This is a genomic window from Streptomyces sp. NBC_01381 (assembly GCF_026340305.1).
Classification (GTDB): Bacteria; Actinomycetota; Actinomycetes; order Streptomycetales; family Streptomycetaceae; genus Streptomyces.
Window position 1 is genome coordinate 1,406,945 of record NZ_JAPEPI010000002.1, and the last position, 24,161, is coordinate 1,431,105.

A 24,161-nucleotide genomic window follows, 5' to 3' on the forward strand; every position below is an offset into this window, starting at 1 on the left:
CCGGCTGCCCCCTCACCGCGTTCTCAGGACTCGCTGCCCATCAGCGCGGCGAACGACGTCGGGTCGGCGTCGTACCCCCGGATGATCTCGCGGAACGACCAGGCGCCCGACTCGTCCCTGGTGAACTCGGCGATCGTCGAGGCCGTGCACCCGGAGACGGCGGTGAGGTCGCTCTGCGCGAGGTCCGTGTGTCCCTCGCGGATGCGCACCGCGGTGTTCTTGATGTCGCCGAACACCTTCTGGTCCTTGTCCTGCTGTATGGCCACGCCCACCACCACGCGCGCGTACGTGGGAGCCAGCCGGTCCAGCTCCAGGGTCATCACCTCGTCGAAACCGAAGCCCTGGCCCGTCCTGCTGTCCCTGTTGAGCGTGATCGTCCCGTCGGGGGAGCGGCTGCCGAAGTGCACCAGGTACACGGGACGGCCGTACGGAGCGTCCGCGGAGTAGGTGGCGGCGATGATGTCGAGATCGTGTGCCGGCGCGCCGACCGGGCTCGGATCCCACTTGAGCCCTACCTCGACCTTCTGGATCCCCTTGCTGACACTGCTCACCAGACTTCCCCCTCCTCGTAGTCGTGGCTGATGCACGAGGCATGTCCAACAGACACGCTACGGCGTATCACTGACATCACCGAAGTTCTTGTGTGGATCATTGTCTTCATGACATGGAACTGGGAAGAACTAGATATAACCGCCTACTTGGCCAGAATCGGCTACGAGGGCGAGGCGAAGCCCGACCTCGAAACGCTGCGTTCCCTGCATCGGGCGCACGTGGCGGCGATCCCCTTCGAGAACCTGGAGGTGATGCTCGGCCGGCCCGTTCCGCTGGATCTCCCGGCCCTGCAGGACAAGTTGGTGCGGCAGCGCCGGGGAGGCTACTGCTACGAGCAGAACCTGCTTTTCGCGGCTGCCCTTGAGCGCATCGGCTTCACTGTCACGGGACTTGGCGCCCGGACCAGGGCGGGTGCCTCCTCCCGTCGGGCGGTCACGCACATGCTCCTGAAGGTCGAGGCGGACGGCCAGGAGTGGCACTGTGACGTCGGGTTCGGCGCCGAGGGGCTGCTCGAACCCATCCCTCTCGAGGTCGGCGTGGACGTACGACAAGGAGCGTGGCGGTTCGGGACCGTCCAAGAGGCGGGCGGGGCAAGGGTGTTGCGGACCGAGCACCCGGACGGCTGGTTCGACCTTTATGAATACACGCTGGAAGAGCGCATTACCGCCGACTACGTACTCATGAACCACTACACATCGACCCACCCCCGGTCGTCGTTCATCCGGCGCCCTGTGCTCCAGAAGGCCGCCCCCGACGCGCGCCGCAAGCTGGTGGGCGATCGACTCACCGTGACGCGACCCGACGGCACGACGCACGAACGTGACGTGTCCGTCGACGAGTTGAGCGACGTACTCGATCGCGAGTTCGGCATTGAACTGTCCGACGACGATTCCGCCGAGCTGATCCGGGTGCACTACGCCGGAGCGTGACCCGGGCCACGCTCCGCGCCGTACGATGGCGCGGTGCTGGTCAAGTGGATTCGCTGCACCGTGGTGGACCGACGGGGGTTCGAGCGGGGACAGCGAAAGTGGGCGGGGCTTCTGGGGGAGCCGGGGTTCCGGGGACAGGGCGGGGGGTGGAGCCGGGGACGGCCGGGCGTGGCCCACATCTTCGCCTTCTGGGAGAGCCGGGCCTTCTACGACTCCTTCATGGCGCGCTCCCACGACCGGCTCGCCACCGCGCAGGCGGGCACCTTCAAGGACATCCAGGTCAAGCTCTTCGATCACCGCTTCGACGTGAAGACGGGGTTCGAGCCGCGCTTCACGGACGCGGACGTGGTGCGGGTGGCGCACTGCAGGGTCCGTGAGGCGCGCGTGGAGCACTTCGCGCTGATGCAGGAGAAGGTCTGGAACCCGGCGATGGCGGGCTCGCCCGGGATGCTGCGCGGGCTCTTCGGAGAGGCGCCCGGACATGAGTTCCTCATCCTCTCCATGTGGCAGTCGGCCGCCGAGCACGGCAAGTACCGCAGGGAACGGGTGGAGCGCCTCTCCCTGCGCGCGCAGACGGACGCCGATGTCGCGGCGCTCGCGGGTGACATCGTGGAGCTTGAACCGTCGTGGACGGTGTGACGCCGCAGGTGCGCGGTGGAGGCTCCCCGCAGGCCGCATACGCCCGGATGGAGCCCGCCCGGCCGACCGGTTGAGCCGACCGGGGAGGGCCGATCTAGGGTTTCCGTATGGCACGCCCGCGGCGCATCTTCCTTGTCCGGCACGGCGAGTCGGCGGGAAATGCCGACGACACCGTGTACGAGCGTGAGCCCGACCACGCCCTCGCGCTCACCGAGAAGGGGTGGCACCAGGCGGCCGAGACCGGCGAACAGCTGCGCGAAGCGGTCGGTCGCGAGCGGGTGAGTGTGTACGTCTCGCCGTACCGCCGCACCCATGACACCTTCCGGGCGCTGCGCCTGGACCCCGAACTTGTGCGCGTGCGCGAGGAGCCGAGGCTGCGGGAGCAGGACTGGGGGAACTGGCAGGACCGGGACGACGTCCGGCTCCAGAAGGCGTACCGCGATGCGTACGGCCACTTCTTCTACCGCTTCGCGCAGGGTGAGTCGGGGGCGGATGTGTACGACCGGGTGGGCGCGTTCCTGGAGAGCCTCTACCGGAGCTTCGAGGCCCCGGACCACCCGCCGAACGTCCTGCTCGTCACGCACGGCCTGACCATGCGTCTGTTCTGCATGCGCTGGTTCCACTGGTCGGTGGCGGAATTCGAGTCACTGTCCAACCCCGGGAACGGCGAGATGCGGACGCTGCTGCTCGGGGAGGACGGCAAGTACACCCTGAACCAGCCATTCGAACGCTGGCGCGAGCCTGAGCCCTACGGCGTCACCGGTTAGAGTGGCAGGGCGATGACCGCTGACTCCTCTCCCGACCGGCGCCTGGCCCGCGCTCTGGCCAGCCTGCGTGGACTGGCGGTGGGGGACGCGCTGGGCTCTCAGTTCTTCGTGCCCGCGAACTACCCGCTGCTCAAGCGCCGGGAAGCGCCCGCCAGCCCCTGGCAGTGGACCGACGACACCGAGATGGCCTGTTCCGTTCTCGCCATCCTCATGGAGCACGACCGCGTCGATCAGGACGCGCTCGCCCTGTCCTTCGCCGAGCACCACGATTTTGACCGCGGGTACGGCCCGGCCGTGAACCGGCTCCTGAGGCAGGTCCGTGAGGGCGGGGACTGGCGTGAGCTGGCCTCCGCGCTGTTCAAGGGGCAGGGCTCCTGGGGGAACGGCGCGGCCATGCGGATCGCGCCGCTCGGCGCCTGGTACGCCGACGACCCGGAGCAGGCGACGCACCAGGCGGAGATCTCCGCCTACCCCACGCATCAGCACCGCGAGGCCGTCGTGGGAGCCATGGCGGTGGCCGCCGCAGCGGCGCTGATGGCCCATCCCGCGGGGCCGCCCGCGCCGAAGGCGCTGCTCGACGGCGTCATCGACCTGGTGCCGCGCAGCGCCGTGGGCGCGGGGCTGCGCCGGGCGCGGGACATGCTCGACTACGGGGACGCGGCCACGGTCGCCGCGGTCCTCGGCTGTGGCCGCCGCACGACCGCCCACGACACGGTGCCGTTCGCGCTGTGGTCGGCGGCGCGTGGCCTCGGCCGCTATGAGGAGGCCTTCTGGGCGACCGCCCAGGTGGGCGGCGACATGGACACGACGTGCGCCATCGTGGGCGGAGTCATCGCCTCCGGAGAGGGCGGGTCGCCGCCCGAGGAGTGGCTGGAGCGGACCGAGGCGCTGCCCGGCTGGATGCCTGTCAGGATGGGCTGACTTCCGGGCTTTCGAGGGCTTTGTCGTACGAAAACGAGCTCTACGTAGAGGCGGCTTTCGGGACCAGTGTCACGGTCGCGCCACAGCGTGACCGGCCCGGCAGTGGTGATCGGCTGCGCCGCTACGCTGAAGGCAGGCCACAAGTTGATCTTGGCTTGTTCGGCCTCAACGCGATGCCGGTCGCCGGCAGCCCCGCCACCTAGGTGTGCCGTCTGCTGCGCGCGCGGACCGGCCGGGAGGGGGTCCCGTGTCCGATGCACCGTCACCGTCCATGCCTGAATCCTCAGGTACGGAAGATCAAGAGGGAGATCCCCAGGAGGATCCGCGCAGAGACTCGGCAGGTGGTGGCGCCACCGCCGATCACCTGGCCGACCTGAGGCGTTTCGATACGCCACAGGATGATCCGTCCGACAGCGGAGCGAGAGGCGACGTCCCTGAAGACGCCGTGCCCGCACCGAGGGCCGCGGACGACGGTGGCACCGGGCATGCGCAGAGCCCCCGAGCCCCGCAGCCTCACCCCGGCTGGGCCTACCCGGCGGCCCGGCGCGAGCCGCTGCTCGCCGATCTGCGCTCCGAACCGCCCGCTCCGGTCCGCACGGCCACACTCGGCGCGGCGCTGGCCACCGGCCTCCTGAGCATGCTGCTGCTGGGGGACGGCCTCGCGCTCAATCTGCTGATCATCGCCGTCCCGGCCGCGCTCGGCGCGTACTTCGCGGGTCGGCGAGCCGATCGCGGCCCGCGCCCCTGGACGCTGGCCTGGGCGATCGGCGGGCTCGCGCTGCTGGTCGTGCCCGCGCTGCGGGACGCGGGATGGCCCTCGTTCCTCGCGATCGTCTCCGCCGTGGCGCTCGGCTCGCTCGCCCTGCACGGCTGCCGCACCTGGATCGGCGTACTACTGGCCCCGCTCGGCATCTTCGACGGTGTCCTGACCGGCGTGCGCTGGGGCTGGCGCGGTCTACGGGAGCGCTCGGGTGGTTCCCGTAGTGGACCCGTACTGCGTGCGGTCGCGGTGACCGCCGTACTGCTGCTCGTCTTCGGCGCCCTGTTCGCGGGGGCCGATGCGGCCTTCGCGGGGCTCCTGGGTGACCTGATCCCGGATGCGTCCCTCTCCGGAGGACCGTGGCGCGTGCTGCTGCTCGTCCTCGGCGTCGTCGGGGCGCTCGCGGTGGCGCACACCGCCGCCGCGCCGGTGCGCTGGGACCGGCTCGTCGTGGGCCCGGGCCGGGCGCGAAGCCGCGTCGAGTGGGCGCTCCCGCTGATCGTGCTCAACCTGCTGTTCGCGGTGTTCAACGTGGTGCAGCTGGCCGTGCTCTTCGGCGGCTATGACGCCGTACTGGAGAAGACCGATCTCTCCTACTCGCAGTACGCGCGTCAGGGCTTCTGGCAGCTGCTGATCGCCACGCTGCTCACCCTGGCCGTCATCGTCGTCGCCCTGCGCTGGGCGCCGCGCGACGGGGCCGGTGACCGCAGTCTCGTACGGGCGGTCCTCGGCACGCTCTGCGCCCTCACGCTCGTCGTGGTGGCCTCGGCGGTGCGGCGCATGGACATGTACGTGGACGCGTACGGCCTGACCAGGCTGCGGGTCTCGGTCGTGGGCATGGAGCTCTGGCTCGGTCTCGTGATCGTGCTGATCATGGCGGCCGGAGTGTGGGGCACCCGTTGGCTGCCGCGGGCCGTCGCCGCCAGTGCCGCGGCCGGTGTGCTGGCGTTCGGGCTGCTCTCGCCCGACGGGCTCATCGCCGAGCGCAATGTCCAGCGCTACCAGGAGACCGGGAAGTTCGACCTGGAGTACGCGCGCGGGCTGTCGGCCGATGCCGCTCCCGCCGTCGACGAGCTTCCGGAGCCGATGCGCTCCTGTGCCCTGGAGGGCATCGCGGACGGCCTTGGGGCCGAGCGCTCTCCCTGGTACGCCACGAGCCTGGGGGAGTCGCGGGCCCGGCAGATCCTCGACGACGGGCCCCTGAAGGCCGATTGGCGGGTCTGCGAGCAGGCCGGGCAGGAAACCTCGTACCGCTGACGTGCGGGACGTCTGTGCCGTCCGTGAGGGGCGCGGCAGCGGTCGTTCACGGGCGGATGCCGGGCCGCCCCCTCGCGGCCCGGCATCCGTTGCCCGTCAACCGCCCGCCGGACCCGCGGCCTCGGCCGTACCGGACAGTGCCTCCAGGTCGCTCTTGCGTACGCGGATCACCAGCACGGCGGTGACCAGGGCGAGCACGGCCATGGCGACCGCCGGAATGAAGGCCGTCGAGATCCCCTGGGACAGCACTTCGTGTCCCCAAGGCGCCGGCAGCTCACCGGTCTTGGCGAATTCGGCCTTCTGCGCCGGCGACGCGTTCGCCATGAAGTCCGCCGCCTGCTCCTTGCCCTCTTCCCGGCTCGCCGTGCCGAACACCGTGGTCAGGATGGAGAGGCCGAGCGCACCGCCCACCTGCTGCGTGGCGTTGAGCAGCCCCGAAGCCGCGCCCGCCTCGTGTTGGGCGACTCCGGAGACAGCGGTCAGTGTCAGGGTCACGAAGTTCAGACCCATGCCGAAGCCGAACAGCATCATCGGGCCGAGGACCCCGCCCACGTACGAACTGTCCGGGGTGATGAAGGTCTGCCAGCCGAGCCCGAGGGCGACGATGGCGGAGCCGACCACCATGAACGGCTTGGGGCCGAGCACCGGAAGCAGCCACTGGGAAAGGCCCGCGCCCACCACGATCGCGACCGTGACCGGCAGGAAGGCCAGACCCGCCTGGATCGGCGTGTAGTCCAGGACGTTCTGGACGAAGAGCACGATGAAGAAGAACATGCCGAACATCGCCGCCGCCAGGCTCAGCATGATCACGTAGGTGCCCGTGCGGTTTCGGTCGGAGAACATCTTCAGCGGCGTGATCGGTTCCTTGGCCCGGCTCTCGACGAACACGAAGGCCAACAGCATCACGACCGCCGTACCGAACGACGCGATGGTGATGCTGTCCTTCCAGCCCTCCTCGGAAGCCCGGATGAATCCGTAGACCAGAGCGGCCATGCCGAGGGTCGACGTGGCCGCGCCCGCGAAGTCGAAACGGCCCGGGTGACGCTCGGACTCGTTGATGTAGAGCGGGGTCAGGACGGCGATCAGGACACCGATGGGTACGTTCACGAACAGCACCCAGCGCCAGTCGAGCCACTCCGTGAGCATGCCGCCCGCCAGCATGCCGACGGCGCCACCACCCGACGAGACGGCCGCGAAGACACCGAATGCCCGGTTCCGCTCGGGGCCTTCGGGGAACGTCGTGGTGACGAGTGCCAGTGAGGTGGGCGATGCGATGGCGCCACCGACGCCCTGCAGGGCGCGCGCGGCCAGCAACTGCCAGGGCTCCTGGGCGAATCCGCCCAGAAGTGAGGCGAGAGTGAAGATCAGGATGCCGGCCGTGAAGACCCTGCGCCGGCCGAGGATGTCACCGGCGCGGCCGCCGAGCAGCAGCATGCCGCCGAAAGTGAGGGTGTACGCGCTGACGACCCAAGTGAGGTCCGTTGTCGAGAACTTGAGCGCGCCTTGAATGTGCGGGAGCGCGATGTTCACAATCGTCGCGTCGAGTACCACCATGAGTTGGCAGGCCGCGATGATGGTGAGGGCCATGCCGGGGCGGCCCCCACGCCGGGCGGCGCCGGCCGCCGGGCCCTTGTCTAACTGAGAGGTTGTCACTATGGGTCCCCCACAAGTGCGTTAGTGAACGATCCCGTTCACTGTCGCGTCAAACGGTAGTGACTCCCCATCAGCGAACGCAACCGTTCACTGACACTGCCTGGAACGTCCAACGGAGAGATGTTGATGGTTACTTCGCGCTGGAGGGCGGCTTCCGCTCAGCCGTCCTCCCAGCGCCGCCGGGGCCCCGTGCTCGAACGGGCGATCCTCGATGCCGCGCTGGAGCAGCTCAGTACGGTCGGCTGGAACGGCCTGACGATGGAGGGTGTGGCCGCCCGTGCGCAGACCGGCAAGGCCGCGGTGTACCGCCGCTGGCCCTCCAAGGAAGACCTTGTCGTGGACGCGCTGCAGGCCGGTCTGCCGCACCTCGACTCGCCGCCCGACTGCGGGAGCGTCCGGGAGGATCTCCTGCAGCTGTGCAGGCAGATCCGCGAGGCGATGTTCTCGCGTCCCGGATTCGCGCTGCGAGCGGTGCTTCACGAGTGCGACGCCGCGTCGGCCGAACGCGTTCACGGCGTGATCGTCGAAGGCGTCATCGAGCCGAGCGCGGGACTGATCAAGCAGGTCATACGCCGTGGAGCCGAGCGCGGAGAGGTACGTGCCGAGGTCGTCGACCCCTATGTCTGCGATGTCATCCCGGCGATGATGATGTACCGCTCCAAGGTGTGCGGGAGCGAATGGCGGGACGAGGAATTCGTCGAGCTGATCGACCGGGTCATGGTTCCGCTGTTGCGTCGGTAGGGCTGGGTGTCGCGGGCGGCATCCGGCGGCGTAGGCTGATGACGCCATGCCGTACGAACCACCCACCCACACCGTCGAGCGCTCCCTTCGCGCCACGACCGGAGCGAAGATCGTTGCCGGAGTCGACGAAGTCGGGCGCGGCGCGTGGGCGGGCCCGGTCACCGTCTGCGCGGCGGTCACGGGACTGCGCAGGCCGCCCGAAGGACTCACCGACTCCAAGCTGATCAGCCCCAAGCGGCGCACCACGCTCGCCGACGAGCTGGAGAGCTGGGTCACGGCGTACGCCCTGGGGCACTCCTCGCCCGAGGAGATCGACGAACTGGGGATGACCGCCGCGCTGCGGCTCGCCGCCGTGCGCGCCCTGGAGGGGCTGCCGGTACGGCCGGAAGCGGTCATCCTCGACGGGAAGCACGACTACCTCGGGGCTCCCTGGCGGGTTCGTACGGTGATCAAGGGCGACCAGTCCTGTGTCGCCGTCGCCGCCGCGTCGGTGATCGCCAAGGTTCGGCGCGACAAAATGATGGCCGAACTGGGTATCGAACATGCAGACTTCGGTTTTGCGGCCAACGCCGGCTATCCGTCGCCGGTGCACAAGGCCGCACTGGAGGAGCGGGGGCCCACCCCGTACCACCGGATGTCGTGGGCGTATCTTGATGCGCTGCCCCAGTGGCGGCACCTCAAGAAGGCCCGCAGCTGGGCGGAAGGAAACGTTCCAGAAATCGAGGGCCAGCTCGGCTTCGAATTCTGACGTCTCCAGCAGCTTCACTCGCACTCATGTGCCACCCGCCGACGCGACTCGCATCGGCGTTTGATAGACAACATCGCATGCCTCTCATTCCCGAGGAGCCTCAGATTCACGAGAGTGCCCAGGGTCCCCGCGTGACCCCGGCCAGTGGCCGCACCACGCCGACCCCCCGCCCCGTACCCGGCCCGCGTCCCGCGGCTCCGCCGCGTCCCGGCCGACCGGGTCCCGCCCGGCCGACGCCGCCGGCGCAGCGCACGCCGCGCGAGCCGGCCGTCAAGCCCGGGCCTTCCGTCCCGGCTGCTTCCGGACCGTCCGCCGCTGCCTCCGCCCCGGCGGGTGCCGCTGCTTCGGTTCCGCAGATCCAGCTCATCCCCGCTTCGGCCGAGGGGGCGCTCGACGCCGCCGAGGAAGCCGTCGACCTGCTGCTCGACTCGGGGCGCGCTCCGGGTGAGGTCCTGGTGATCACCACCGGCGACCCGCACCCGTGGGCCACCCACGAGCTGTCGTTCGGCGACGCCTCCTACTGGGCCCAGCACGACGCGGGCGACGACGTCTTCTACGCCGACGCCGCCGCCCTGGGGCGTGCCGCGTCCCGTCCCGTGGTCGTCGTCGCCGTCAACGGCGGCAGCGAGGAGACCGCGGTCGGCGCGCTGCCGACGGCCCTCGCCCGGGCCGGTGCCCTGCTGATCGTCTGCGGCGACCCGCAGCGGATCAACGCCATGCTGGGCGCGGGCGTCTGACGACCGACCCCTGTGGTCGGGCGTCCGCCGTCCGCGACGCGGCCGGATGAACCGGACGCCGTGTGCGTCGCGCCTCGCGCGATGCATACGGCGATGCCCGTCGGTCGGTCGTGTCGCGACCGGCCTGGTGGCGGTGGTGCGGAGGGCGTCTCAGCGTGCCGCAGCGCGGCGCAGTACGTCCGATGCCGCCCCGCCGGTGCGCGGGGGTGGCGGTTCGGTCTCGGGGAAGACCTCGGGGCGCGAACCGGAACTCGGCCGACGGCCGCCGCGGCCCTCGCCGAGCACCTGCCAGCCGTCACGGGTCAGGGTGATGTAGGCGCCGCACCGCAGCCCGTGCAGCGTGCAGGCGTCCCGCAGCCCCCACATCCACGCGCCGTCCTCCTGTGTCCAACGCGCTTCACCGTCACGGCAGTAGAGCAGGACGGCGGTGCGCACGGGGGTGCGGCGCCGCAGGTCGTGCGGGATGACCCGACGCAACTGCGCGAGCAGGGCGTTGCGGAACACCCAGCCGTCCGCAGCGCTCGCCCGCCGGGTGAAGGAGGCGCTCGCCCGGAGCCGTTCCTCCGGATCGAGGACGGCGACGACGGCTGTCGCGGGCGTCGGACGGTGTCGGGCGTGCAGGCCGCTCACGACCTCACGCGGATTGCGCAGCAGGGGGATTCCCGCGGCTGACCACTCCGCGGGCTCGAGCATCCGGGCCAGTCGGCCGGCGGAATCGGCGGACATCTCAGCCGACGTCGAAGACTCCGACATCGATGCCGCAGCGGACGGAGCGAATCCGAAGGTCACGGTCCTCCCTTCGGCTACGCGCCCAGAGGGCGGGATCGGACTGGGAGAGCGCACCGCGGCACAGCCCTACCGGGGGCACGGGGAGCCGCGCGGGGAGCGGTGCCAATTCTTCCCGTCGTACTGGCTTGCGGCAACGAGCAATTGGGCCTGGCGACCGGTATCTGGCGATGCGCCGTCTATATCCCTGCCCAGGGTGCTCTCGTTGACGCGTACGTCAGCCCTGCACGGCGAGGACCAGCGGCAACACCCCCTTGGCTCCGGCCCGGCGGAGCATCCGGGCGGCGACGGCCAGCGTCCAGCCGCTGTCCGTCAGATCGTCGACGAGCAGCACGGGACCGTCGGCTTCCCGGAGGGCGGCTGCGAGCTCGGGAGGCACCGTCAGTGTCCCGTCGAGGGCGCGCAGACGCTGGGCGCTGTTGCTCCGCGGCACATGCGCGGTGTCGGTCCCCACGGCGTACTCGATCGAGCCGAGCAGCGGAAGGCGGCCGATCTCCGCGATCCGCGAACCCAGCGACTGGATGAGCTGAGGCCTGGTGTGCGAGGTCATGGTCACCACGCCCGCCGGTCGCGGCTGGGCGTCGGCACTGCCCGAAGCCCAGCCGCCGGGCCCCTTGGCCCAGTCGGCGAGCACGCCGACCACGGCCTTCGCCACATCGTCGGGCACCGGTCCGTCGGGGGCCGTCGGCGCGAGCATCGGCCGCAGCCGGTTGCCCCAGCCGATGTCCGAAAGCCGCCCCAGGGCCCGGCCCTGGGCCGCCTGCTCCCCCGCGGGGATACGTCCCTTGAGGTCGACGCCCACCGCGGCAAGTCCCGTGGGCCACATCTTCCGGGGCTCCACATCGACGCCCGCGCGAACCAGCTCGCCCTTCGCCGTGTCCAGTGCCGCGGGGGACACGGCGTCGCCGAAGCGCGCCCCCGCGCAGTTGTCGCAGCGGCCGCAGGGAGCCGCCGCCTCGTCGTCCAGCTGTCGCCGCAGGAACTCCATCCGGCAGCCGGGAGCCGTGGCGTAGTCACGCATCGCCTGCTGTTCGGTCTGCCGCTGCTTCGCGACCCAGGCGTACCGCTCGGCGTCGTACGCCCACGGCATCCCGGTGGAGATCCAGCCGCCCTTGACGCGATGGACCGCGCCGTCCACATCCAGGACCTTGAGCATCGTCTCGAGGCGTGACCGGCGCAGCTCGACCAGGGGCTCCAGCGCGGGCAGCGACAGCGGCCTGCCCGCCTGCGCAAGGACGTCAAGCGTGCGCCGGACCTGCTCCTCGGGCGGGAAGGCGAGCGAGGCGAAGTAGTTCCAGATCGCCTCGTCCTCCTTGCCCGGAAGCAGCAGCACCTCCGCGTGATCGACACCGCGGCCCGCGCGGCCCACCTGCTGGTAGTAGGCGATCGGGGACGAGGGGGAGCCGAGGTGGACCACGAAGCCGAGGTCGGGCTTGTCGAAGCCCATGCCGAGGGCGGACGTGGCGACCAGGGCTTTCACGCGGTTCGCGAGCAGGTCCTCCTCGGCCTGCTGGCGGTCCGCGTTCTCCGTCTTTCCGGTGTACGAGGCGACGGTGTGCCCGCACTGTCGCAGGAAGGCGGTGATCTCCTCGGCGGCGGCGACCGTGAGCGTATAGATGATCCCGGAGCCGGGCAGCTCGTCCAGGTGGTCGGCGAGCCAGGCCAACCGGTGTGCGGCGTTGGGAAGTTGGAGCACGCTCAGGCTCAGGCTCTCCCGGTCGAGGGGGCCGCGCAGCACGAGCGCGTCCGAGGTGCCTCCGGTGCCCAGCTGCTCGGCCACATCGGCCGTCACGCGCGCGTTGGCCGTCGCGGTGGTGGCGAGGACGGGGACGCCGGGCGGCAGGTCGGCGAGCATGGTGCGCAACCGCCGGTAGTCGGGCCGGAAGTCATGGCCCCAGTCGGAGATGCAGTGCGCCTCGTCGACCACGAGCAGGCCGGTCGCGGCGGCGAGCTTGGGCAGGACCTGGTCCCGGAAGTCCGGGTTGTTCAGCCGCTCCGGGCTCACCAGGAGCACGTCCACGTCGCCCGAGGCCACCTCGGCCTGGATGGTGTCCCACTCCTCCGTGTTGGAGGAGTTGATCGTGCGGGCCCGGATGCCGGCCCGGGCCGCGGACTCCACCTGATTGCGCATGAGCGCGAGCAACGGCGAGACGATCACAGTGGGCCCGCTGCCCCGCTCCCGCAGCAGCGCGGTCGCGACGAAGTACACGGCGGACTTTCCCCAGCCGGTTCTCTGCACGACCAGGGCGCGGCGCTTGTCGGCGACCAGCGCCTCGATCGCGAGCCACTGGTCCTCGCGCAGGCGCGGCCCGTCCGAGGGTGGTGCCTCGCCGGGCGCGGCCGAGGGGCCGCCGACGAGGCGGGCGAGTACGGCATCGGCCGCCGTGCGCAGATCTTCGTTGCTCATGCCCCCATGCAACCCGATGGGTCTGACATTAGGCGAACGAGTCCGCCGAGCTGTGGACAACTCTTGGCGTGCCCCTGATCGCAGTTATCCACAGGCCAAACCGGAATCTTGCGATCCGCGGGAGAGTCGGGACATGACGAACCACAACGAATCAAACGACGTGACCGACTCCGCCGATGAGACCCTGGTAACCCTGCGCACCCCGGCCGAACTCGCGGACGCCCTGCCGTACTTGCTCGGGTTCCGGCCCGAGGAGAGCGTCGTCCTCATCGCTCTGCACGGCGAGCGGGGGCGGTTCGGCGGGCGCGTGCGGCTCGGGATTCCCGAGCGCGCGGAGGACTGGCCGCCCATCGCGGAGCAGCTCGCGCAGTGCTTGGTGGGCGGCTGTGAGAGGCGTGGTGCCCGGCCCGACGGCGTTGTCGCCTTTCTGTGCGCCGAGCCCGCCGGCGCCGAGTCCGGCCCGCAGCTCATGGAGCGTCTGCGTCCGCTGGCGCAGGTGATCAGGACCGCATGCGGCAGGCTCGACGTCCCCGTGTTCGAGGTGGTGTGCATCTCGACGGGTCGCTATTGGACCTACTGCTGTCCGAATCAGGAGTGCTGTCCTCCCGAGGGCGTCCCGCTGCTCCGGCCCGGCACGTCGGTCCTTGCCGCGGCCACGGCCTACGCCGGTGTCCAAGTGGGCGCAACGCCACGGGAGATGCGGGCGCGGCTCAGCCCTTGGGAGACCGCCGGAGCGGCGGACCAGGAAGCGGCGCTCGACGCGGCGGGCATGGCGATCGTCCACCGGATCCTCGACGAGGGCGGGCACGCCGAGGTCGCCGTGGAGACGCTCGACCTGGCCCGCCGGATCATGGCGCGCCTCGATGCTGCGCCACCGGTCACGGGCGCGCTGGAGGCGGATCTCCAGGACGACGAACTGCTCGCGCACGACGAGGCGGCGGCGTTGATCCTCGGCCTCCAGGACCGCACGACACGCGATCAGGCGGCGCAGTGGATGGAAGGCGACGACGGGGTCCCCGCACTGCGTCTCTGGAGGGCACTGGCCCGCCGCTGCGTCGGCGCCTACGGTGAGCACGCCGCCGCACCGCTGTCCCTCGCGGGCTGGGTCGCCTGGTCCCTCGGCGACACCACGGAGGGACAGGAAGCCCTGGACATGGCGCTGTCCGCGGACCCCGGATACGCCTTCGCGCAACTCCTGCACCACGTCTGCACCGGAGACCTCGACCCGGAGCCGATCCGCCGCTGTCTGCGCCGCGATCGGACCGACCGAGCGGAGCAGACCGACCGGACCGATCGGAGCGCCCCCGTGCCGCAGGTCGAACCGCCGGTTCTCGCCGACTCCTCGGGCTCCGCAGGGGAACCGAAGGGTGCCGCGCCCCGGCGCCGCCAACCCGCACGTACGCAGGGCGGCAGTGGGCCACGGGGCACCGACAGGCCGAGCACGCGGCCGCAGAACCGCCGCCGCACCGTCCGGCGCGGAGCGAGGAACGACAGGTGAGCCGGCCGGAGACGCACCGGCCGGCAGGGGCGCGCCGGGCGTCGGAGCGGGCGGCACGCGCGGGGGACCGGGGCCGGGCGAGTGGCTTCCCGTTCCCTGGGCGTGACTTGCGGCGTGGCCGGTCCGTTCACCTGTGTGGCGGTACCTGTACCAGGGTCGCGCCGCGGTACGACCTCCGCATCCCCGTAGCGCAGCCAGCGCAGAAGAAGCCGCCCTATGTCTCTGCCCGCCCCGTCCTCTGTGTCCGGCAGAGAAGGTCCCCAGCGGCCCGCGTCTGCTTCCTCGCGCCTGTCCGGCGCACGGGCTCCGGTTCCCGTGCCGCGCCGCCCTGCCCAGCTGCCGCCCGTCCATACGGCGCTGATTTGTGTCGCCATGCCCGCGCTCGCGATCTCCACAGACCAAGGGCAGTTGACCGGCCGCGGACTCGAAGGGTTCTACCGCGCGGGGCGCCGACTGCTCTCCCGCTGCCAGGTGCGGGTGGCGGGGCGCGAGCCGGTCGCCGTGCAGGCCCGGATGGTCTCGGCCGACTGCGCACGGTTTGTCGCGACCCTGCGTGGGTCCGCCGACGGCGCCCCGGATCCGGATGTCGTCGTCGAGCGGACCCGGCATGCCGACGGCACGGAACGGATCACCCTGCGCAGCGCGGCCACCCGCCCCCTGAGGCTGCCCGTCGAGGTGGCGCTCGGCACGGACCTGGCGGAGCTCGGCGCGATCGCGTCCGGCGGCTCCGGGCCCGAACTGCCCGCCAGCGTCCACGACTCCGGCATGCGGTGGTCCTCCCCGGCCGGGCACTGCGTGGTCACCGCGCATCCCGCCCCCACGGACGCACTGGCCTCTGCCGGCCTGCTGCGCTGGGAGGTGGAGCTGCCGCCGGGCGGCTCGCGGAGCGTGGAGCTGCGCGTACGGCCGGAGGGTGCGGGCCCGGTCAGGGCGATGGGGCACAGTGCGGCGCGCTCCCTCGCCGCGGCACGGGCCACGGGCGACGACCCCAGGGCCCGACTCCTGCTGGACAGGTCCGTACAGGACCTGCAGGCCCTGCTGCTTCGCGACCCCGAGCACCCGGCCGACGTCCACTTGGCGGCGGGTGCGCCATGGCGCTGTGGTCTCGCCCCGGCGGAGGCGCTCGCGGCCGCCCGGATGGCGTTGCCGCTGGGCACGCGGATCGCCACGGGGACGCTGCGTACGCTCGCCCGCCGTCAACTGACGGGACCGGGACGGCGGGCGGGCCTGATTCCGGGACCGCTGCGGGACGCGGGACCGCATCTCCCGCCCGGCTGCACGGGGGTCGAGGCGACGCTGCTCTTCCCGGTGCTCCTGGCGGAGGCCTGGCGCTGGGGGCTGCCCGAGCAGGAGACGGAGGAGATGCTGCCGGCGGCGGAGCGCTGCTTGCGCTGGCTGCTCACCGCGGCCGGCGAGGGCGGATGCCTGCAGGACCCCTATCCCGGCGGTCCCAGGCGCTGCGAGACCCAGGCGCACGCCCATCGAGCCGCGCTGCTCGGCGCCGACCTGCTCGAAGCGCACGGCCGCTCGGGAGCCACCGGTCTGCGGCAGTGGGCGGAGCGACTGCGGGAGGCCTTCCGGGAGGAGTTCTGGGTGGCGGACCGCACGGGTGGCAGGCCCGCCGCGGCCTGCCTGCCCGACGGCCGTCCCGTGCCCCTCCTCACCGGCAGCGCGGCCCATCTCCTCGACACGGGTCTGCTCGGTTCCGGCAGGCTCGCACCCGGCCTCCTCGACAAGGTGCAGACCGAACAGCTCGCCAGGCTGCTGGGCGGGCCCGCCATGGACTCCGGCTGGGGGCTGCGCAGCTTGGGCGCGAAGGAAGCCGCGTACAACCCGTTCGGCCATCGGGGCGGGGCTGTTCGCGTCCATGAGTCGGCGGTCGCCGTCGGGGGCCTGGCCGCCGCGGGCTACGAGAAGGAAGCGAGTTCCCTGCTGCGGGGCGTGCTGGCAGCCGCCGAGGCCTTCGACCACCGGCTTCCCGAGATGTACGCGGGGGAGCAGCGCACCGAGGGCGGCGCCCCGCTGCCCCACCCCGCCGCGTGCCGTCCGGCAGCCGTCACCGCGGCCTCCGGGGTACGGCTCCTCACGGCACTCGCCGGCATCCGGCCGGACGCACCAGCCGGCACGGTGACACTGCGTCCGGTCCGCAGCGCGCCGCTGGGGGAGCTGGAGCTGACGGCGCTGCGTGTCGCGGGTGCCCCGTTCTCCGTACGTGTCAGCAGGCTGGGCCTCGCCATGGTCGAGGAGGCGGGCGACGGGCTGCAGTTGGGGGTGTAGGGCCGCCGAACGGGGACATGCGGTACGTCGCGGACCCGACAGAAGCCCTCGGCGAATCCGGCTGGGATCGAATGCTGGAAGAGGTGTTTATCGTCAGGCAGACGACTATGATCGCGGCATGTCGCCCTACGACCCGTCGGCCTTCCCGCCCTTCGCTGTCACCGTCGACCTGGTCGTGCTGACCGTGCGGCGTCACGCGCTCTGTGCGCTGGCGGTCCGCCGCGGTGAGCCGCCGTTCCAAGGCCGTTGGGCGCTTCCCGGTGGATTCGTACGTGCCGATGAGGACCTCTCGGCGGCCGCGGCGCGGGAACTGGTCGAGGAGACCGGGCTGTGCGCACACGATCCGGACACTCCCGTCCAGGCCAACGGGGCACACCTGGAGCAGCTCGCCACCTACGGCGATCCCAAGCGTGATCCGCGGATGCGGGTCGTCAGCGTCGCCCATCTCGCGCTCGCCCCCGATCTGCCGGCTCCACGGCCCGGCGGCGACGCGCACAGCGCGCGCTGGGCGCCGGTCGAGGCACTGCTCAATCAGGGTGGATACGGCCGCGAGGACGAACAGGCGGCACCGCTCGCCTTCGACCACGCACAGATCCTGGCGGACGGCGTGGAGCGAGCCCGCTCGAAGATCGAGTACTCCTCACTGGCGACGGCCTTCTGCCCGCCCGAGTTCACCGTCGGCGAGCTGCGCCGTGTGTATGAAGCGGTGTGGGGGGTCGTGCTCGATCCACGCAACTTCCACCGCAAGGTGACCGGCACGCCAGGGTTCCTTGTCCCCACCGGCGGCACCACCACTCGACAGGGCGGCCGCCCCGCGCAGCTCTTCCGGGCGGGCGGCGCGACGCTGCTCAACCCGCCGATGCTGCGTCCCGAGGTCTGAGGCCGCGTCGCAGGTCACCCCGCTGGTCATGTGCCGGTCCGGGCCGAGCGGTTGACACCCTTGGCCCACGCCCTGCCCGAAATGCCAGAAATATCGCGTTATCTTGCTGTGGTACCCACGGGGTTCGTCCGTCCCCGAACCGGCGGACGAGCCCCGGCCGCCGAGCGGTCTCACGTCCCGCGAGAGAAGCGATGATCCAGGCCATCGGACTGACAAGCAACGCCCGCCAGGAGCTGCCGCCCGCCGTCGACGACGTGTCCTTCGAGGCGCGAACAGGCTGTGTCACGGCGCTGCTCGGCGCGCGGGCCGCCGGTAAGACGACGGCGCTGAGGCTCATGCTCGAACTCCAACAGGGCCGTGGAGTCACCTACTTCAGAGGCCGCCCGCTGCACCGCATCACCCACCCCTCGCGCGAGGTCGGCGTCCTCCTGGGCGAGGTCCCGGGGCACCCGGCCCGCACGGTCCGCGGCCAGCTGCGCATGCTCTGCGCGGCCGCCGGAGTGCCCGTACGGCGCGCGGACGACGTACTCGAAGTCGTCGGCCTCGTCAGCCTCCGCGACCAGCGGCTCGGCATGCTCTCGCGTGGCATGGACCGTCGTCTGGGGCTGGCCTGCGCGCTGCTCGCCGACCCGCACACACTCGTCCTGGACGGGCCCGCCGACGGCCTCTCGGCCCGGGAGGGCGGGTGGCTGCACGGGATCCTGCGCGCGCACGCCGCCCAGGGCGGAACGGTTCTGTTCTCCACGGACGACCCCAAGGAGGCCGCACGGACCGCCGACCGGGTCGTCACGCTGGAGGCGGGCCGCCTCGTCGCCGACCAGGAAGTCGGGGACTTCGCCCGCACCCGGCTGCGCCCCAGGGTCGCGGTCCGCAGCCCGCACGCGGCGCGTCTGGGCGCGCTGCTGTCCAAGGAAGCCCGCGCCGGGCAGCGCTCCATCGAGGTGGTGAAGGAGGACGGCAACAGGCTTTCGGTGTACGGCAGCAACTGTGCCGACGTGGGGGAGACGGCGTTCCGGCACGGCATCCTCGTCCACCAACTCGCGGACGAGATCGGTGATGCGGGGCCTTCGGCGGTGTCCAGGACCGAAGGTGGACCCTCTGAGTCCGCGCGGTCGATCGAATCCGCCGCGCCGGAGGATTCGATCGACCGCGCGGACGCGGATCGGCAGCCGGCATCGGAGGGCGAGGGCGGAGACGAGAGCGGGCGCTCGGGCGAGAGTCCGCTGGCGGCAGCGCCCCGGGCGGCAGCGGGCGAACCGCGGCTTGAGATCACGGCGACCGGGGTGGCCGACCCCCGGCTCGAGGCCGCTGCCCCCCGAGCGGCAGTGGCCGCCCCGGAGCCTGAGATCCCGGCGACGCGGGCCGCTGCCGTCGAACCCGAGCCTGATACCGCTGCCGCCCTGGCTGCAGTGGCCGACCCGCGGCTTGAGACCGCGGGGCCGCGGGCGGCTGCGGTCGATCCGCGGTTTGATCGCGCTGTCCCCCAGGCGTCTGCGGCCGACCCGCAGCCTGAGGCCGCTGCCCCCCAGGCCACTGCGGCCGACCCGCAACCCCAGACCGCCGTGCCCCCGGCCGCAATGGCCGAGCCGCAGCCTGAGGCCGAACCCAAGGCCAAGATCATCGTCCCGCTTGCCGCTGAAGCCCCGCAAGCAACCGATTCCGCGCTCGCCCCGTCCGCTCCGCGATCGCAAGCCCCCATGTCTCCTTTGCCGCCCCCCATCTCGGTCCGTCCGTCGCGCGGCCCGCTGCGCCCCCTCCGTTACGAGCTGCGCCGCGCCGCCGGTGTCGGCACCGGCTACCTCGCCGCGGCTGCCGTGCTCGCCGTCTCCGCCATCGTCTGCGTCTTCCTCGCCAGGAGCGGCCACACGCCGCAGTCGCGTCTGCTGGCGGCCTGGCCGCAGGAACTCCCCTTGCCGCCCGCGGCCCTTGGCGCCGGGCTGCTCGGTGCTCTCGCCTTCGGCGAGGAGTTCCGCCACCCCGCCCTCGCCGCAGACCGGGGCACCGTCCCGCGCCGCCTGGGGCTGCTCTGCGCCAAGTTGCTCGTCGCGGCGGGCACCGCGCTTCTGCTGGGTCTGTTGGTCGTCGCCGCCGATGCCGCGGTGCTCCACTTGGTATACGGATACGCGCTCACGGAAGTTCCCGCCGACTGGCTCTCGCTGAGCGCGAGTTGGGTCGCCCTGGTGGTGGGGTGCGCCTGGGCGGGCGTTCTCGCCGGGGGAGTCTTCCGGTCGACCGCCGCCGGCTTGGCCGCGGTCGTCGCGGTGCCGATCGTCGTCGTACCCCTCGTACAAAAGGCCTTGGAGGGACCATCTGTGCGATCGGCGGCCGGTCTGCCGGGAAGGCTGCGTGATCTCGCTCTGGTGCAGTGGCCGTTCGGCGTCGAGCGGTATCTGGCCGGTGGTGTTCGGATGATCGCTCAACCTGTGGGCAGTGCACTGATGTTGTCGCTGACCGCTCTGCTCTGCGCGTTTCTGCTCACGACGATGCGTAGCCGAGTCCGATAACGACCGCCCGGCGCTTCCCTACCCGTGCTGCGCGCAACTCCCCGGAGAACGCCCATTTCTTTCCGATAAGGCGTCAATTGCGACGGGGTGAGCGATCACCCTTTCGTGTGCTTTTCACCAAAGACCTCAAGGGACTTGGGGGCCGCGCCGACAAAGGATCCGTGAGTACCCTTGCGCACACCATGATGACCGCCGCCCGCTCCGCAGACTCCGGCCTCGTCGGCCCGGGCGAACTCGACCGCTACCCCTACGCGGAGGCCCCCGGTGCCGACCGCGTAGTCGCGCCCTCGTGGGACGCCGCCGACCAGGATCTCGGCCGTGTGGGCCGACGCGCCGCCGGCAGCCGCGGCCGCGGGCTGCACGGCCAACTCGTCCAGCAGCTCGGGCAGATGATCGTCTCCGGGGATCTGGGCGCCGACCGCCCGCTGGTCCCCGAGGAGATCGGCCAGCGCTTCGAGGTCTCCCGCACCGTCGTCCGCGAGTCGCTGCGCGTGCTCGAGGCCAAGGGTCTGGTCAGCGCCCGTCCCAACGTCGGCACGCGCGTGCGCCCCGTCAGCGACTGGAACCTCCTCGACCCGGACATCATCGAGTGGCGGGCGTTCGGGCCGCAGCGCGACGACCAGCGGCGTGAGCTCAGCGAGCTGCGCTGGACGATCGAGCCCCTCGCCGCCCGGCTCGCCGCGGGGCACGGCCGTGAGGAGGTGCAGCAGCGGCTCGCCGACATGGTGGAGATCATGGGCCACTCGCTGAGCCAGGGTGACGCGATCACCTTCTCCCGCGCCGACGCCGAGTTCCACTCGCTGCTCATCCAGCTCGCCAGCAACCGCATGCTGGAGCACCTGTCCGGCATCGTCTCGGCCGCGCTCCAGGTGTCCGGCGGCCCGGTCACGGGCTGTGATCGGCCCACCGAGGCGTCCCTGGTCCACCACTCGCGCATCGTCGACGCCCTCGCGGCGGGCGACGGTCCGGGCGCCGAGGCCGCCATGCGGCAGCTGCTCACCGTCCACCCGGAGGTGGAGCGCGTCGTGCCCGCCCCGCGCGAGCACTGACTGCCCGGGTCTGCGGCAGTACGGCCGGCGCATGCGCCCCGCGGCCTCACCTCATCACTCCGTTGACGTGACACCGTCGCCGGACCTCTGCGGGTTCCTCGGGGAATCCGGTGGGGTCCGGCGACGGTGTTGTTGTCCTCGTGGAGACGGCCAATGCCCTCATGGAGCAGGTCAAGGAATGGATTCTGGTCAGCTTTGACAGTACCTGGACGCTTTTGAGCGCTTACGGGGTGTGACTCGGGCCACGTAGATTGGGCGTAACGCTCCTCGGGGCAGCGCGATGACCTAAGAGGTGATAGCCGAGGAGGGAATACAGACGTCGTCCGCGACGCTGTGTAGCTCCCCGGCCCGCCTGCGCCGTCGACCCATCCCCAGTCGTCGGTCGTCGGTCCTGGTCCACAATGGACTGGGCCGGAAGCCGTTTTCCAACGTTCCGAGAGGTTGTTCGTGTCGGCCAGCACATCCCGTACGCTCCCGCCGGAGATCGCCGAATCCGTCTCTGTCATGGCGCTCATCGAGCGGGGAAAGGCTGATGGGCAGATCGCCGGCGATGACGTGCGTCGTGCCTTCGAAGCTGACCAGATTCCGGCCACTCAGTGGAAGAACGTTCTGCGCAGCCTCAACCAGATCCTCGAGGAAGAGGGTGTGACGCTGATGGTCAGTGCCGCGGAGCCGAAGCGCCCCCGCAAGAGCGTCGCAGCGAAGAGCCCGGCCAAGCGCACCGCGACCAAGACCGTCGCGGCCAAGACAGCCACGGCGAAGCAGGCCACCGCGACCGCCGCCCCCGAGGCGTCGGCCGCAGATGTCGCAGCTGAGGACGCGCCCGCGAAGAAGGTCGCTGCCAAGAAGACGACGGCAAAGAAGGCCGTCGCCAAGAAGACCGTCGCCAAGAAGGCGACGGCAAAGAAGAGTGCGTCCAAGGACGACGAGATCCTGGACGACGAGGCCACCGAGGAGACGCCCGCCAAGGGCAAGCCCGGTGAGGGCGAGCCCGCGGAAGAGGGTGCCCAGGGCTTCGTGCTGTCCGACGAGGACGAGGACGACGCCCCGGCCCAGCAGGTTGCCGCGGCCGGTGCCACCGCCGACCCCGTCAAGGACTACCTGAAGCAGATCGGCAAGGTCCCGCTGCTCAACGCCGAGCAGGAGGTCGAGCTCGCCAAGCGCATCGAGGCTGGCCTGTTCGCCGAGGACAAGCTGGCGAACGCCGACAAGCTCGCGCCGAAGCTCAAGCGCGAGCTGGAGATCATCGCCGAGGACGGCCGCCGCGCCAAGAACCACCTCCTGGAGGCCAACCTCCGTCTGGTGGTCTCCCTGGCCAAGCGCTACACCGGCCGCGGCATGCTCTTCCTGGACCTCATCCAGGAGGGCAACCTCGGTCTGATCCGCGCGGTCGAGAAGTTCGACTACACCAAGGGCTACAAGTTCTCCACGTACGCCACCTGGTGGATCCGTCAGGCGATCACCCGCGCCATGGCCGATCAGGCCCGCACCATCCGTATCCCGGTGCACATGGTCGAGGTCATCAACAAGCTCGCGCGCGTGCAGCGCCAGATGCTCCAGGACCTGGGCCGCGAGCCCACCCCGGAGGAGTTGGCCAAGGAACTCGACATGACCCCGGAGAAGGTCATCGAGGTCCAGAAGTACGGCCGTGAGCCGATCTCCCTCCACACCCCCCTGGGTGAGGACGGCGACAGCGAGTTCGGTGACCTCATCGAGGACTCCGAGGCGGTCGTTCCGGCCGACGCGGTCAGCTTCACGCTCCTCCAGGAGCAGCTGCACTCCGTGCTCGACACCCTGTCCGAGCGTGAGGCGGGCGTGGTCTCCATGCGCTTCGGCCTCACCGACGGCCAGCCGAAGACCCTCGACGAGATCGGCAAGGTCTACGGAGTGACGCGTGAGCGCATCCGTCAGATCGAGTCGAAGACGATGTCGAAGCTGCGTCACCCGTCGCGTTCGCAGGTCCTGCGCGACTACCTCGACTAGTCACCAGCGCTGCACAAAGAAGGCCCGAAGTCTCCATGAGAGGTTTCGGGCCTTCTGTTTGCCCCGGTGCGGGCGCGCGTCGGCGCGAATGCGGGGCGTGTCGTGCTGGATCACTGTGGGTGTGACATGACAACCCAGAGTGAGGAGATCGCATGCCTCGTCCTTTCGCCCCGACCCTGACGGCGGCACTGGCCCTTGCCGCCGCCGCAGCGGCGCTGCCGCTGGCCGCCCCTGCCCCGGCGGCGGCCGACAGCGTGGTCATCGGGGGCAGCCCGGTCGATGTGGCCGACAGCCCGTGGATGGTGGCGCTGTCCAGTCGTGACCGGTTCGGGGGTACGCGTGCGGGACAGTTCTGCGGAGGTGTGGTGGTCGGGCGCTCTACGGTCCTCACCGCGGCCCACTGCCTGAGCGAGGAAGTCCTCGGCGTGCCGCTGCGTGAGTTGGGCGACCTGAAGGTGATCGCCGGCCGCGGGGATCTGGGCACGTCCGAGGGCCGTGAGATTCCGGTGCTTGAGGCATCGGTGAATCCGCGTTACGACAGTTTCACGAACGCCGGTGACATGGCGGTGCTGAGGCTGGCGCAACCACTACCTGAGGGCTCCGCGATCCGCATGGCGGGGCCGGGGGATCCGGCGTACGAGCCCGGCACGCGGGCGGCCGTCTACGGGTGGGGTGACACGACGAGTGCAGGCGACTACGCGCGTACGTTGCGCTCCGCGCAGGTGCGCGTACTGTCCGACTCCCTGTGTGAGCAGGCGTATCCGGGCAGCGCGAACGGAACGTACACGTCCAGATCCATGCTGTGTGCGGGAGAACCTGGCGGCGGGCGTGACGCCTGCCAGGGGGACAGCGGCGGTCCACTGGTCGCACAGGGCAGGCTCATCGGCCTGGTGTCGTGGGGCAGTGGCTGCGGGCGGGCCGGGAGCCCCGGGGTCTATACGCGGGTCTCGGAGGTCGCCCGAGCGATGGGTCTGCGTCGCTGAGGGTGCGGAGCGCCAACAGGGGCCGCCGAGGAGGCGCCTGAGCGTCCGCGTAACGAGAGCGGGCGGCCGTCCCTGGGATTGGCAGGGTCG

At 71.1% G+C, this 24,161-nt stretch carries 19 protein-coding genes; 15 read left to right on the forward strand and 4 right to left on the reverse strand.

Annotated features, from left to right (window positions below):
- Positions 1–23: 23 nt before the first annotated feature.
- Entirely contained in the window at positions 24–551 is a 528-nt protein-coding gene (locus OG453_RS28055) for a TerD family protein (RefSeq protein WP_266871296.1), read from the reverse strand.
- Between the two features lie 108 nt (positions 552–659).
- Here OG453_RS28055 and OG453_RS28060 point away from each other — a divergent pair, with 108 nt between their 5' ends.
- From OG453_RS28060 to OG453_RS28080, 5 genes are all read left to right on the forward strand, one after another.
- Positions 660–1,481 carry an arylamine N-acetyltransferase gene (locus tag OG453_RS28060; protein WP_266871298.1) on the forward strand — a complete coding sequence of 274 codons (822 nt, stop codon included), beginning with the start codon at positions 660–662 and terminating at the stop codon, positions 1,479–1,481.
- 33 nt (positions 1,482–1,514) lie between these two features.
- Positions 1,515–2,120, forward strand: a complete 606-nt coding sequence (locus OG453_RS28065) for a YdbC family protein (protein ID WP_266871299.1) — start codon at positions 1,515–1,517, stop codon at positions 2,118–2,120.
- Positions 2,121–2,227: 107 nt separating this feature from the next.
- On the forward strand, positions 2,228–2,887 hold the full coding sequence (locus OG453_RS28070; protein WP_266871300.1) for a histidine phosphatase family protein: 660 nt from the start codon (positions 2,228–2,230) through the stop codon (positions 2,885–2,887).
- Positions 2,888–2,899: 12 nt separating this feature from the next.
- The gene (locus OG453_RS28075) at positions 2,900–3,808 is read left to right on the forward strand and encodes an ADP-ribosylglycohydrolase family protein (RefSeq protein ID WP_266871301.1); all 909 of its coding nucleotides are present in this window, start codon (positions 2,900–2,902) and stop codon (positions 3,806–3,808) included.
- Positions 3,809–4,079: 271 nt separating this feature from the next.
- Positions 4,080–5,825 carry a DUF4153 domain-containing protein gene (locus tag OG453_RS28080; protein WP_266871302.1) on the forward strand — a complete coding sequence of 582 codons (1,746 nt, stop codon included), beginning with the start codon at positions 4,080–4,082 and terminating at the stop codon, positions 5,823–5,825.
- 96 nt (positions 5,826–5,921) lie between these two features.
- On the opposite strand, the gene OG453_RS28085 is transcribed toward OG453_RS28080, so the two are convergent.
- Positions 5,922–7,478, reverse strand: coding sequence for an MFS transporter (locus OG453_RS28085; protein WP_266871303.1), 1,557 nt, complete (start codon positions 7,476–7,478; stop codon positions 5,922–5,924).
- A gap of 126 nt (positions 7,479–7,604) precedes the next feature.
- Here OG453_RS28085 and OG453_RS28090 point away from each other — a divergent pair, with 126 nt between their 5' ends.
- The 3 genes from OG453_RS28090 to OG453_RS28100 all read left to right on the forward strand — a co-directional run bounded on the left by OG453_RS28090 (position 7,605) and on the right by OG453_RS28100 (position 9,704).
- Complete coding sequence (locus OG453_RS28090) at positions 7,605–8,219, forward strand: TetR/AcrR family transcriptional regulator (RefSeq protein ID WP_266871304.1); 615 nt, start codon at positions 7,605–7,607, stop codon at positions 8,217–8,219.
- 46 nt (positions 8,220–8,265) lie between these two features.
- Positions 8,266–8,967 (forward strand): ribonuclease HII, encoded by a 702-nt coding sequence (locus OG453_RS28095; RefSeq protein WP_266871305.1) that lies wholly within the window; start codon positions 8,266–8,268, stop codon positions 8,965–8,967.
- 77 nt (positions 8,968–9,044) lie between these two features.
- A complete protein-coding gene (locus OG453_RS28100) occupies positions 9,045–9,704 on the forward strand; it encodes a hypothetical protein (RefSeq protein ID WP_266871307.1) in 660 nt (219 codons plus the stop codon).
- A gap of 150 nt (positions 9,705–9,854) precedes the next feature.
- Here the strand turns inward: OG453_RS28100 and OG453_RS28105 are convergent, their stop codons facing one another.
- Positions 9,855–10,493 carry a hypothetical protein gene (locus tag OG453_RS28105; protein WP_266871308.1) on the reverse strand — a complete coding sequence of 213 codons (639 nt, stop codon included), beginning with the start codon at positions 10,491–10,493 and terminating at the stop codon, positions 9,855–9,857.
- 214 nt (positions 10,494–10,707) lie between these two features.
- Positions 10,708–12,897 carry a RecQ family ATP-dependent DNA helicase gene (locus tag OG453_RS28110; RefSeq protein WP_266871309.1) on the reverse strand — a complete coding sequence of 730 codons (2,190 nt, stop codon included), beginning with the start codon at positions 12,895–12,897 and terminating at the stop codon, positions 10,708–10,710.
- A 133-nt stretch (positions 12,898–13,030) separates the two neighbouring features.
- Between OG453_RS28110 and OG453_RS28115 the strand changes: the two genes are divergently transcribed.
- From OG453_RS28115 to OG453_RS28145, 7 genes are all read left to right on the forward strand, one after another.
- A complete protein-coding gene (locus OG453_RS28115) occupies positions 13,031–14,395 on the forward strand; it encodes a DUF4192 domain-containing protein (protein ID WP_266871310.1) in 1,365 nt (454 codons plus the stop codon).
- A gap of 372 nt (positions 14,396–14,767) precedes the next feature.
- On the forward strand, positions 14,768–16,672 hold the full coding sequence (locus OG453_RS28120) for a glycogen debranching N-terminal domain-containing protein (protein WP_266871311.1): 1,905 nt from the start codon (positions 14,768–14,770) through the stop codon (positions 16,670–16,672).
- Positions 16,673–16,790: 118 nt separating this feature from the next.
- The gene (locus OG453_RS28125) at positions 16,791–17,552 is read left to right on the forward strand and encodes an NUDIX domain-containing protein (RefSeq protein ID WP_266871312.1); all 762 of its coding nucleotides are present in this window, start codon (positions 16,791–16,793) and stop codon (positions 17,550–17,552) included.
- 191 nt (positions 17,553–17,743) lie between these two features.
- A complete protein-coding gene (locus OG453_RS28130) occupies positions 17,744–20,056 on the forward strand; it encodes an ATP-binding cassette domain-containing protein (protein WP_266871313.1) in 2,313 nt (770 codons plus the stop codon).
- 161 nt (positions 20,057–20,217) lie between these two features.
- A complete protein-coding gene (locus OG453_RS28135; protein WP_266871315.1) occupies positions 20,218–21,105 on the forward strand; it encodes a FadR/GntR family transcriptional regulator in 888 nt (295 codons plus the stop codon).
- Between the two features lie 441 nt (positions 21,106–21,546).
- Complete coding sequence (locus tag OG453_RS28140; protein ID WP_266871316.1) at positions 21,547–23,088, forward strand: RNA polymerase sigma factor; 1,542 nt, start codon at positions 21,547–21,549, stop codon at positions 23,086–23,088.
- A 152-nt stretch (positions 23,089–23,240) separates the two neighbouring features.
- A complete protein-coding gene (locus OG453_RS28145; protein WP_266871317.1) occupies positions 23,241–24,071 on the forward strand; it encodes a serine protease in 831 nt (276 codons plus the stop codon).
- Positions 24,072–24,161: the final 90 nt, after the last annotated feature.